Annotated in this window: 8 protein-coding genes; all 8 read left to right on the top strand. The window is 41.1% G+C overall.

Annotation, left to right across the window (positions count from 1 at the left end):
• The first annotated feature begins 130 nt into the window (after positions 1-130).
• The 8 genes from pyrH (at position 131) to HNQ41_RS00860 (ending at position 11,858) form a co-directional block, all read left to right on the top strand.
• A complete protein-coding gene (gene pyrH / locus HNQ41_RS00895; RefSeq protein ID WP_184662526.1) occupies positions 131-865 on the top strand; it encodes a UMP kinase in 735 nt (244 codons plus the stop codon).
• Complete coding sequence (gene frr / locus HNQ41_RS00890; protein WP_184662525.1) at positions 858-1,415, top strand: ribosome recycling factor; 558 nt, start codon at positions 858-860, stop codon at positions 1,413-1,415. Before pyrH ends, frr begins: the two co-directional genes overlap by 8 nt.
• A 149-nt stretch (positions 1,416-1,564) precedes the next feature.
• Positions 1,565-2,332 carry an undecaprenyl pyrophosphate synthase gene (gene uppS, locus HNQ41_RS00885; RefSeq protein WP_184662524.1) on the top strand — a complete coding sequence of 256 codons (768 nt, stop codon included), beginning with the start codon at positions 1,565-1,567 and terminating at the stop codon, positions 2,330-2,332.
• Positions 2,333-2,348: 16 nt separating this feature from the next.
• Entirely contained in the window at positions 2,349-3,143 is a 795-nt protein-coding gene (locus HNQ41_RS00880) for a phosphatidate cytidylyltransferase (protein WP_184662523.1), read from the top strand.
• Positions 3,144-3,227: 84 nt separating this feature from the next.
• Positions 3,228-4,376: a 1-deoxy-D-xylulose-5-phosphate reductoisomerase gene (locus HNQ41_RS00875; protein WP_184662522.1), complete on the top strand. Its 1,149-nt coding sequence runs from the start codon at positions 3,228-3,230 to the stop codon at positions 4,374-4,376.
• A gap of 15 nt (positions 4,377-4,391) precedes the next feature.
• A complete protein-coding gene (gene rseP / locus HNQ41_RS00870; RefSeq protein WP_184662521.1) occupies positions 4,392-5,651 on the top strand; it encodes an RIP metalloprotease RseP in 1,260 nt (419 codons plus the stop codon).
• 27 nt (positions 5,652-5,678) lie between these two features.
• A complete protein-coding gene (locus HNQ41_RS00865; protein WP_184662520.1) occupies positions 5,679-7,385 on the top strand; it encodes a proline--tRNA ligase in 1,707 nt (568 codons plus the stop codon).
• A 171-nt stretch (positions 7,386-7,556) separates the two neighbouring features.
• On the top strand, positions 7,557-11,858 hold the full coding sequence (locus HNQ41_RS00860) for a PolC-type DNA polymerase III (protein ID WP_184662519.1): 4,302 nt from the start codon (positions 7,557-7,559) through the stop codon (positions 11,856-11,858).
• Positions 11,859-12,050 lie beyond the last annotated feature (192 nt).

Raw genomic sequence — 12,050 nt, 5'->3', positions numbered from 1 at the left:
AGGTCGTTCCAAATATGTGTGTTGGCAAATGGCCCACCTATTCAACGAACGTAAATCTTTATTTTCGCTCCACGTACGACATATTCTAAACATAAGCAACCGACGACTTCACATGACAATGGAGGGGACTATGGAAAATCCGAAATATCAACGTATTGTATTAAAGTTAAGTGGAGAAGCATTAGGTGGCGATCAACATTATGGCATCGACCCCAAAGTCATTCAATCGATTGCAGCGCAAGTGAAAGAGATTGCTCAACTTGGTACAGAAGTTGCGATCATTGTTGGAGGCGGCAATATTTGGCGAGGTATGGCAGGAAGTGCGCAAGGGATGGATCGAGCAACTGCCGATTATATGGGAATGCTTGCGACTGTGATGAATTCATTGGCACTTCAAGACAGCCTAGAAGATAACGGAGTTCCGACTCGCGTTCAAACATCAATTGAAATGCGTCAAGTTGCAGAACCGTACATACGTAGAAGAGCAATTCGTCATTTAGAAAAGAAACGTGTTGTGATTTTTGCAGCTGGTACAGGGAACCCATACTTCTCAACAGATACAACTGCCGCGTTACGAGCAGCTGAAATTGAGGCAGAAGTCATTTTGATGGCGAAAAATAATGTTGATGGTGTTTATAGCGCAGATCCTTCCGTTGATCAATCGGCCGTTAAATACAATCGTTTAACGTATTTAGACCTATTAAAAGAAGGGTTGAATGTCATGGATTCAACGGCTTCATCTCTTTGTATGGACAATAACATTCCTCTACTTGTCTTTTCAATTATGGAAGAAGGAAATATCCGTCGAGCTGTGCTTGGTGAAGATATAGGAACGATTATAAGGGGGACAAATGACGATGAGTAAGGAAGTATTTAAACAAGCTGAAGAACGTATGGAGAAGTCAATCGATTCATTACGTAAAGAGTTAGCGACACTTCGTGCAGGTCGTGCTAACCCTGCGATGCTTGACAAAGTTCAAGTAGAATATTATGGCATGCAGACGCCGCTCAATCAATTAGCAACAGTATCAGTTCCTGAAGCTCGTATGTTGATGATTCAACCGTTTGACAAATCGGCGATTTCAGAAATTGAAAAAGCGATTCAAAAAGCTGATTTAGGTTTATCCCCATCGAGTGATGGAAATGTTATTCGCATTGCAGTACCAGCTTTAACTGAGGAGCGTCGTGCGGAACTTGTGAAGTTCGTCAAACGATATGCTGAAGATGCAAAAGTAGCTATTCGAAATGTCCGCCGTGACATTAACGATGAGTTGAAGAAACAGCAAAAAGACAGTGAATTAACTGAAGACGAACTTCGTCGAAACACAGATGAAATTCAAAAAATCACCGACAAATTTACTGATCGCGTTGATGAATTAGCTTCACAAAAAGAAGACGAAATTATGGAAGTATAAGCTAAAAGAAGGTAAAATAGGAGCATAAAAGACCCTCAATTTTGGGGGTTTTTTTACACGCTCAACTTGGGTGTTTTCATAAGGGAAGGTTCATTCGTCAGTATAGTTTGTTTTTAAAATAGATATTTCAAACCTTGGGGGACCATGTAATGTTGAAACGTTTTTCAACGCGAAAAGATAAATACACGGATGATACAGATGTAACGCCTATCGACCCTGAAAATGTTCCTAACCATGTGGCGATTATTATGGATGGTAATGGCCGTTGGGCAAAACAAAGAGGGTTACCGAGAATTGCTGGTCACCGTGAAGGGATGAACGTTGTTCGTAAAATTGTTCGTCAAGCAAGCCGTTTGGGTCTTCATACACTTACTTTATATGCATTTTCAACAGAAAATTGGAAGCGACCGAAAATGGAAGTTGATTTTTTAATGAAATTACCCGATCGATTTCTCCAATCTGAACTTCCGACGTTAAAAGAAGAAAATGTACGTGTCCAGGTCATGGGGACTTTAAATGAAATACCAAAACATACTGTAGACGCTGTTCAAAAAGCTGTAGAGGAAACAAAAGAAAATGATGGGATGATCTTAAATTTTGCCTTAAATTACGGTAGTCGCTTTGAGATGGTTGAAGCGATAAAATCCCTATATGAAGATGTTGACGCTGGTAACGTGAAGGTGGAAGACATCGACGAAAACTCGATTTCTGATTATCTGATGACAAAGGATTTACCTGACCCGGACTTATTAGTTCGCACAAGTGGCGAAGTTCGGTTAAGTAATTTCATGCTTTGGCAACTGGCGTATGCAGAATTGTGGTTTACAGATGTGCTGTGGCCAGACTTTACGGAAGAACACTTTCTAGAAGCGATTCGTGTGTATCAGCGACGAACACGGCGATACGGTGGGGTTTAAAGAAAGGGAGATATTGATGAAGCAACGGATTATCACAGGGGTGGTCGCAGGCCTCGCATTCATCATCGTTATCGCGATCGGGGGCTTACCGTTTGCATTACTATCGCTATTATTAGCGACAGTTGCTATGGTAGAAGTCTTGAAAATGAAAGGAGTATCTGTGTTATCACTAGTAGGAGGGGCTAGCCTCCTTCTTGTGTGGGCTGTTTTTGTACCAACAGATATCATTGACACATTTTCGATTGCGGTATTAGACAAAAACGTACTTATCTTTACGTTCGTGTTCTTATTATTAATATTAACTGTTGTTACGAAAAATCGTTTTTCGATAGATGATGCTGGCTTTGTTTTTATTATGAGTGTTTATATTGGTATCGGTTTTTCCTCTTTTATGGAAACCCGTTTTTTAGATCAAGGACTAGCTCTTGTATTTTTTATTCTCTTTATTATTTGGGCAACAGATTCTGGTGCGTACTTTATTGGCAAACGGTTTGGAAAACGAAAATTAGCTCCCCATATTAGTCCGAAAAAAACGATTGAAGGTTTTTTCGGAGGAATTGCGGTAGCTTTAGTCGTCGGAATGGTTTACACATTGATGATTTCACTTTTCGAATCGGTGACATATACACTACTATTAATAACGGTTGCCTCTATTGTAGGTCAACTAGGTGACTTGATCGAGTCAGCACTAAAGAGACATCAAAATGTCAAAGACTCTGGGAGTATCTTGCCAGGCCATGGAGGTATTCTTGACCGTTTTGATAGTTTACTGTTTGTGATGCCAATTGTCTATCTGTTTTTTATGATTTAACGACTGCTACCGTCCTCTTATTAAAAGTGTAAAACAATAGAGAAAAGGAAATGATTTTTAACATAGCTAAAAGGGGAGAAACCGATGAGAAACATAAGCTTACTTGGTGCGAGTGGGTCAATTGGGCAACAGACGATTGATGTATTACGGAATCACCCTCATTCTTTTCGTTTAGTTGCACTGTCCGTTGGAAGAAATGTTGAATATGCTGCGCAAATCGTAAATGAATTTCAACCACTTCTCGTCAGTGTTCAATACGAAGAAGATGTTGCACGTCTAAGAGCCCTTATTGAATCTTCAACAGAGGTGACATATGGAGAGCAAGGGTTAACTGAAGTAGCCACACTCACTGAGACAGACGTTCTTGTTAATGCTGTGATGGGAAGTGTTGGTCTTAATCCAACGTTACAAGCAATCGAAGCGAAAAAAACGATAGCGATTGCCAATAAAGAAACGCTTGTCACAGCTGGGCACCTTGTCACTGAAGCTGCCAAGCGAAACGGAGTCGATTTAATTCCTGTTGATAGTGAGCATTCAGCGATCTATCAATGTTTAGAAGGAAATAACCAACAAGAGGTAGAGCGTTACATATTAACAGCATCGGGTGGAAGTTTTCGTGATCGCAGTCGTGAGGAATTAAAAGGGGTTACAGTGGAAGATGCGCTTAAGCACCCGAATTGGAATATGGGGGCAAAAATCACAATTGATTCTGCTACGATGATGAATAAGGGCCTTGAAGTGATTGAGGCGCATTGGTTATTTTCAACGCCTTATGAGAGAATTGATGTTTTATTACATAAAGAGAGTATGATTCACTCACTCGTTGAATATATTGATGGTAGTGTACTAGCTCATTTAGGTTCTCCGGATATGCGCGTTCCGATCCAGTACGCGCTTTCTTTCCCTAAAAGGCTTGATTTAAAAGGGAGAAAACCGTTAAACTTATGGGAAGTCGGAACACTTCATTTTGAAAAGCCAGATGCTGATCGGTTTCGCTGTCTTAAACTTGCATATGAAGCAGGTAAAGAAAAAGGGACAGCACCTACAGTATTAAATGCTGCAAATGAGGCAGCAGTGGCTGCATTTCTCGAAGGAAAAATCCCTTTCCTTGAAATTGAGACACTCATTGAAAAAACGCTAGACTCATTTGTGACGGTGGCGAACCCGGATTTAGAGACGATTCAAGACATTGATCTTAGGGCTCGTCGTTACGTCCAAACATTAATGAAATAAAGGTTGTGATACCCTGTGAACACGTTTATCTCCATCATTCTCATTTTCGGATTGCTAATCTTTATCCACGAACTTGGTCATCTCATATTCGCTAAACGAGCGGGTATTCTTTGTCGTGAGTTTGCGATTGGTTTTGGACCGAAAATGTTTTCATTTGTAAAAAATGAAACAAAGTATACGATTCGTCTCCTTCCAATCGGTGGTTTTGTCCGGATGGCAGGGGAAGATCCGGAAATGATAAACATTAAAGCTGGATATGAGGTTGGGCTCGTGTTCAATGACCAGGGACATGTAAAAGAGCTTGTCATCAACAATAAATCAAAACACCCAGAAGCTCATATTATCCAAGTTGAGAAGGTCGATTTGGAACACCAATTATTTGTTCGTGGTTATTTAGACGGGGAAGAAGAGTGTAGAACGTTTAAAATCGATGAAAAAGCACTCTTAATTTATGATGAACAACATACACAAATTGCTCCATATGATCGTCAATTTTCTTCAAAAACAATTGGTCAACGTGCACTAGCAATTTTTGCTGGTCCAGCTATGAATTTTGTTTTGGCTGCTGTGCTGTTGATGGTGTACGGTTTACTAGCTGGTATGCCAACGGATGAGGCGAAAGTAGGTGATTTAACAGATGACGGTGTGGCGATAGCTGCAGGCTTACAGCCGGAAGATGAAATTATCGCCATCGATGGTCAAACGGTTGAGTCATGGCAAGACATGACCGCGATCATTCAATCACACCCGAATGAACCACTAAATTTTGAAATCGCTAGAGGTACACAAACCTTCGAGCAAGAGATCGTTCCCGCAGATCGGGTAGGTCCAGGGGAAGTAGAAGAAGGATATATTGGTGTGTATCCTCCGACCGAACACTCGTTAACAGGTGCGATAGCATTTGGTTTTACACAGACGTATGAATTTACAAAATTGATCTTCGAAGCACTCGGGATGCTAGTTACTGGTCAATTTAGTCTGGATCATTTATCTGGACCTGTTGGCATTTATAGCTATACTGGAGAAGCTGCAGAAATGGGTTACCTTGTCCTGATTCAATGGGCAGCTGCTTTAAGTATCAACCTTGGAATTATCAATTTGCTTCCACTCCCAGCATTAGATGGGGGAAGGCTTACTTTCATTGGTTTGGAAGCTGTTCGAGGCAAACCGATCGACCCTGAAAAAGAAGGTGTCGTACACTTTATCGGTTTTGCTATGCTTATGTTATTGATGCTTGTCGTTACATGGAATGATATCAACAAATTTTTCCTTTAATATAGAGGAGAACATTGAGGTGTTTAAATGAGACAGAGTACGTATTTAGTCCCTACATTACGAGATGTACCAAGCGATGCTGATATTGCCAGCCATCGCCTCATGCTAAGAGCAGGCCTTATTCGTCAGAGCGCTGCTGGAGTTTATAGTTTTTTACCTATCGGAACGAAAGTGTTAAGAAATATTGAAGCCATCGTTCGTGAAGAGATGGATGCAAAAGGCGCACAAGAATTATTGATGCCAGCCATACAACCTGCAGAACTATGGCAAGAATCAGGGCGTTGGGAGGCATATGGTTCTGAGTTGATGCGTATTAAGGATCGCCATAACCGTGATTTCGCACTTGGTCCAACGCACGAAGAAGTCGTTACAGCCCTTTTAAAAGCAGATGTGAAGTCGTATAAAAAATTACCGATGAACGTCTACCAAATTCAGGCAAAATATCGTGATGAACGTCGCCCTCGCTTCGGAGTCTTGCGGTCACGAGAGTTCCTCATGAAAGATGCTTATACTTTCGATACGTCCTTCGAAGGACTAGACAAGCAATACGAAGCGATGTATGATGCTTATACGAAAATCTTTCAACGTTGTGGCTTAGATTTTCGTGCTGTTGTTGCCGATTCAGGTGCAATGGGTGGTAAAGATACACACGAATTTATGGTTCTTTCTGATGTTGGTGAAGATACGATCGCATATTCAGATGAATCAGACTTTGCCGCAAATATTGAAATTGCACCAGTCAATGTTCAATATGAACGCGCCGATGAAGAACAACAACCTTTGCAGACTGTTGATACACCAAATGTGAAGACGATCGAAGAAGTCGCTTCTTATTTACAAACCTCTGAGGATCAACTAATTAAATCACTGTTATTTATTGTTGATGAACGCCCAGTGCTCGTTCTTGTTCGTGGTGATCACGAAGTTAATGATGTAAAAGTGAAACACGTGACAGATGGACAATCCGTTGAATTGGCTACCGAAGAAGAAACGAAGCGATACATCGGAACAACGCCAGGTTTTGTCGGTCCAATTGGTGTTTCTGAAGAGGTGAAAGTATTAGCAGACCATGCTGTTGAAGTGTTGGTTAACGCAGTATGTGGTGCAAATGAGACAGATAAACATCACAAAAATGTAAACCCTGAGCGCGACTTTTCAGGTGTACAATATGATGACTTGCGTACGATTCAAGAAGGTGACCCTTCACCAGATGGAAAAGGAACAATCCAGTTCCGTGAAGGCATTGAAGTTGGACACGTATTCAAACTAGGAACCCGTTATAGTGAAGCATTAGGCGCGACCTTTTTAGATGAAAATGGTTCGGACAAGCCGATGGTTATGGGAAGTTACGGCATCGGTGTTTCTCGTACACTTGCTGCGATTATCGAACAACACCACGATGATCAAGGCATTATTTGGCCTGCAAGTGTCGCTCCATTTGATGTTCACCTCATTTGTGTACAAACAAAAGATGACGAGCAGCGTCAACTTGCTGAGTCATTGTATAGCCAGCTCCAAGGGGCAGGCCTTGACGTGTTACTTGATGACCGTAAAGAACGCCCTGGCGTGAAGTTTAACGATGCAGACCTTCTTGGCTTACCAATCCGTATTACTGTTGGGAAAAAAGCATCTGAAGGAATCGTTGAATTAAAAGTTCGTAAGAGTGGGGAAATGGATGAAATTGCATCTGATGAATGCATTGAAGTGATACAAGAACGTTTAGCTCATTTATAAATTTGAATAAGCTTCAGCGTTTACTCAAAAGGGTCTAACGCCGACGAGTTTACCAAAGTATAGGTTGTATTTTTCTATATGAACCTATATATGTAATTCGGGGCGTTTGGACCCTTTCTCTATGAATACTTGTAGCTAGTCATGTAGTAAGCAGGATTGAGGAGGATGGCCATGACTGACGATCAACAAGTAAGAAAAGAACGTTTTCAATTATTAATGGAACAAGTAGCGATGCCTAAAGAATTGGTAGACGCACACTTGCAAAACGGTAAGATTCAAAAATTATCGATCTATAAAAAAGAAAAACGATGGGATCTGTATGTGCAACTTCCCGCTCCGTTACCATATAAAGCTTTTGAATTGTTTCTTTCCAAGATAACAAATGGATTAAATCATATCGCTCAAGTCCAAGTCTATTTACGTTATGATACGACTGATCACTTAAAAGATATGATTCAAGAATATTGGCCGTATTTTATTGAACAACTAAAAAAAGAAACGAATGGACTGATCCATCGTTTGCAAAATCAAACGCCTAACTTTGACGGGCAAAAGTTATCGATTCGTGTAGCGAATGAAGCCGAGGCTGAAGCTTTTCAAAGACGTGTTGCACCCGTATTTCGTGAACGGCTAAAAGAAGTAGGGTTTGCCGATATACAACTGGCCACATTCGTTCAAGAGTCAAAGGAAGAACGAGAAAAGTTTGAGGAAACGAGAAGGCAAGAAGACCATTCAAAAATGGTTGAAGCGATGATGGAAAAACAGAAGCAACAAAAGAAAGTTGACGCCGAAAAAAGCGGTGGAGCATCAACTGTACAGATTGGTTTACCAATTAAAGATGACCCGATTGCATTGGAGACGATTCAAGATGAAGAGCGTCGCGTTACTGTACAAGGGTATGTGTTTGAAGCCGAAACGAGAGAATTGCGGAGTGGTCGTACGCTTCTAACCTTTAAAATCACCGACTACACGGATTCGATGATGGTGAAAATGTTCTCCAATGATAAAGAAGATGTACCTTACCTTGAAGCGATTAAAAAAGGAATGTGGTTAAAAGTTCGTGGTAGTGTGCAACACGATACATTTGTCCGTGACCTTGTGATTATTGCGAAAGATATCCATGAAGTCACCCCCGTTGAGAGGACAGATGATGCAGAAGAAAAACGTGTTGAACTACACCTACACACTCCGATGAGCCAAATGGATGCGATCACGTCAACATCTGACCTTGTTGCGCAAGCTAAAAAATGGGGACATCCAGCAATTGCGATTACAGACCATGCTGTGGCACAGTCTTATCCAGAAGCTTATGCTGCTGGTTCAAAACACGGTGTGAAGGTCATTTATGGTGTTGAAGCTAACCTCGTAAATGACGGTGTTCCTGTGGCCTATAATGTGTGCGAACGCGCTTTACTCGATGAAACATACATTGTTTTTGACGTCGAAACAACAGGATTATCAGCGGTTTATAATACGATTATCGAACTTGCTGCGGTCAAAGTGAAAAACGGGGAAATTATCGATCGCTTTGAACGTTTCGCCAATCCACATGAGCCATTATCAGCAACGATCGTTGAACTAACAGGGATTACAGATGACATGCTAAAAGATGCTCCGGAAGTCGACACAGTGCTACGTGAGTTTTATGAATGGGCAGGAGACGACACATTCGTTGCTCACAATGCGAGCTTCGATATGGCGTTTATTAATGCTGGTTATAAAAAGATCGGCTTGCCACATGCAACCAACCCTGTTGTAGATACACTTGAATTAGGTCGACTGCTGTATCCTAAAATGAAGAATCACCGTTTAAATACGCTATGTAAAGCATTTGATATTGAGCTCGTCTCTCACCACCGTGCGATTTATGATGCGGAGGCAACTGGTTATTTGCTTTGGAAAATGGTCCGTGACGCCCAAGAAAAAGAAATTGTTTATCACTACCAACTCAATGAACAACAAAGTAGTGATGACTATAAAAAACAGCGTCCGACACATTGTACGTTACTTGCGACCAATCAAGATGGACTGAGAAACCTATATAAGCTCATTTCATTAGCTCATACCCACTACTTCTACCGTGTACCGAGAATCCCACGCTCTGAACTGGTCAAACATCGAGATGGCATTCTCGTAGGATCAGGCTGTGATCAGGGTGAAGTTTTCGATGCGATGCTGCAAAAGTCGCCTGAGGAAGTCGAGCAAGTCGCGGCATTTTACGACTATTTAGAAGTTCAGCCACCAACAAACTATCAGCGTCAGCTTGAAAGGGAAGTCCTTCGTGATGAGCGGGCGTTAAAAGATTTATTGAAAAATATCGTAGACCTTGGTGAAAAGTTGGACAAGCCTGTTGTTGCTACAGGAAATGTTCACTATTTAAACGAAGAAGATAAAGTCTATCGTAAAATTTTGATTGCTTCACAAGGTGGTGCAAATCCGTTAAATAGAGGAACGCTTCCTGATGTTCATTTTCGAACGACAGATGACATGCTTGAATGCTTTTCATTTTTGCCAGAAGCGAAAGCTAAGGAAATTGTCGTTGAAAACACGCAAAAAATTGCCGATTCCGTAGAGGAAACAAAACCGATACCCGATGACTTATACACCCCTCATATCGAAGGGGCAGATGATGAAATGAGAGAAATGAGTTACGGTCGAGCTAAGAGTATATATGGTGATCAACTGCCTGAAATCGTAGAGAAACGTCTCGATAAAGAATTAGAAAGTATTATTAGTAACGGCTTCTCCGTTATCTATTTAATCTCTCAAAAACTTGTTAAAAAATCACTTGATGATGGATACCTCGTCGGCTCGCGTGGGTCTATTGGTTCTTCGTTTGTTGCGACGATGACGGAAATTACCGAAGTTAATCCATTACCACCACATTACGTTTGCCCAAGTTGCCGTCATTCAGAATTTTTTAATGACGGTTCCGTCGGATCAGGGTTTGATTTACCTGATAAAGAATGCGAAAATTGTGGTGCCCAATATAATAAAGACGGTCATGATATTCCGTTTGAAACGTTCCTTGGCTTTAAAGGGGACAAAGTCCCCGATATCGATTTGAACTTCTCTGGCGAATATCAACCAGTTGCCCATAACTATACGAAAGACTTGTTCGGTGAGGATTACGTGTATCGAGCAGGGACGATCGGTACTGTTGCAGATAAAACTGCCTATGGTTTTGTGAAAAATTATGAAGATGAGCAAGGATTACATTTGAAAAATGCGGAAGTTGATCGACTCGTTCAAGGGTGTACAGGTGTTAAAAGAACAACAGGTCAACACCCAGGTGGAATTATCGTTGTCCCTGATCATTTAGATATTTATGATTTCTCACCGATCCAATATCCAGCCGATGACCGTTCTTCAGAATGGATGACAACACACTTTGACTTCCATTCGATTCATGATAATTTGTTAAAGTTAGATATACTTGGCCACGATGATCCGACCGTCATTCGTATGTTGCAAGATTTAAGTGGCATGGATCCGATGGACATCCCGGTTGATGACCCTGAAGTGTTTAAGTTGTTTAGCGGCACAGAATCAATTGGTGTTTCTGAAGAACAAATTATGTGTAAAACGGGCACTTACGGAATTCCAGAATTCGGAACGCGTTTTGTGCGACAGATGCTCGAGGAAACGAAACCGACGACATTTAGTGAACTTGTGCAAATTTCAGGTCTTTCACACGGTTCTGACGTGTGGGTAGGTAATGCTGCCGATTTAGTTGCTGAAGGTACTTGTGAGTTAAAAGATGTGATCGGTTGTCGTGATGACATTATGGTTTATTTAATTTATAAAGGTGTAGAACACTCTTTAGCCTTCCAGATTATGGAGTTTGTTCGAAAAGGCAAAGGGTTAAAAGAAGAATGGATTGAAGAAATGAAAAAACATGGCGTCCCTGACTGGTATATCGGATCTTGTTTAAAGATTAAATACATGTTCCCGAAAGCACACGCTGCTGCTTACGTGTTAATGGCGATACGTATTGCTTATTTTAAAGTTCATCATCCGATTCTTTTCTATGCTGCATACTTTACGGTGCGTGCAGATGACTTTGATCTTGATACAATGACGAAAGGATCGACAAGTATTCGAAAACGGATCGAAGAAATCCAGGAAAAAGGATTTGATGCATCACCGAAAGAAAAAAGTTTAGTGACCGTTCTCGAACTTGCCTTAGAAATGTGTCAACGCGGGCTTTCGTTCCAAAAAGTTGACTTGTATCGTTCAAAAGCGACCGAGTTTGTCGTTGACGGTGATTCTTTAATCCCTCCTTTCAATGCTTTGACAGGGGTTGGAACGAATGCGGCGATCAATATTGTAAAGGCGCGTGAAGAACGAGAATTTTTCTCCAAGGAAGATTTACGAAAACGGGCTAAAGTTACAAAAACAGTATTAGAACATTTAGATGATCATGGCTGCTTGGAAGGTTTGCCTGATTCAAACCAGCTATCCCTCTTCTAAACGTTTGTGGCGGTTTGCAAGACATTTAGGATTATGTTACACTTTTATGGTAATACTGAGAATAGCGTCTAGGAGAAGAGTGGGAGCGCCCCACTCTTTCTTTTGCACTTAAGGACTTTCTTACAGTAAACGGCTAACATGTAAATAACGTTAGGTATGAATAATCGTCTAAACCAACCGCATTATATGAAG

It is taken from the genome of Texcoconibacillus texcoconensis, assembly GCF_014202575.1.
In the GTDB taxonomy this organism is placed as follows: domain Bacteria; phylum Bacillota; class Bacilli; order Bacillales; family Salisediminibacteriaceae; genus Texcoconibacillus; species Texcoconibacillus texcoconensis.
The sequence above is the reverse complement of the archived record's forward strand: the minus strand, read 5'-3'. Positions and strand labels throughout refer to the sequence as shown.

Coding starts and splice junctions, on each gene's coding strand:
- frr (WP_184662525.1), top strand. CDS start 858: ATGAGTAAGGAAGTATTTAAACAAGCTGAAGAACGTATGGAGAAGTCA.
- HNQ41_RS00875 (WP_184662522.1), top strand. CDS start 3,228: ATGAGAAACATAAGCTTACTTGGTGCGAGTGGGTCAATTGGGCAACAG.
- HNQ41_RS00880 (WP_184662523.1), top strand. CDS start 2,349: ATGAAGCAACGGATTATCACAGGGGTGGTCGCAGGCCTCGCATTCATC.
- pyrH (WP_184662526.1), top strand. CDS start 131: ATGGAAAATCCGAAATATCAACGTATTGTATTAAAGTTAAGTGGAGAA.
- HNQ41_RS00865 (WP_184662520.1), top strand. CDS start 5,679: ATGAGACAGAGTACGTATTTAGTCCCTACATTACGAGATGTACCAAGC.
- uppS (WP_184662524.1), top strand. CDS start 1,565: ATGTTGAAACGTTTTTCAACGCGAAAAGATAAATACACGGATGATACA.
- HNQ41_RS00860 (WP_184662519.1), top strand. CDS start 7,557: ATGACTGACGATCAACAAGTAAGAAAAGAACGTTTTCAATTATTAATG.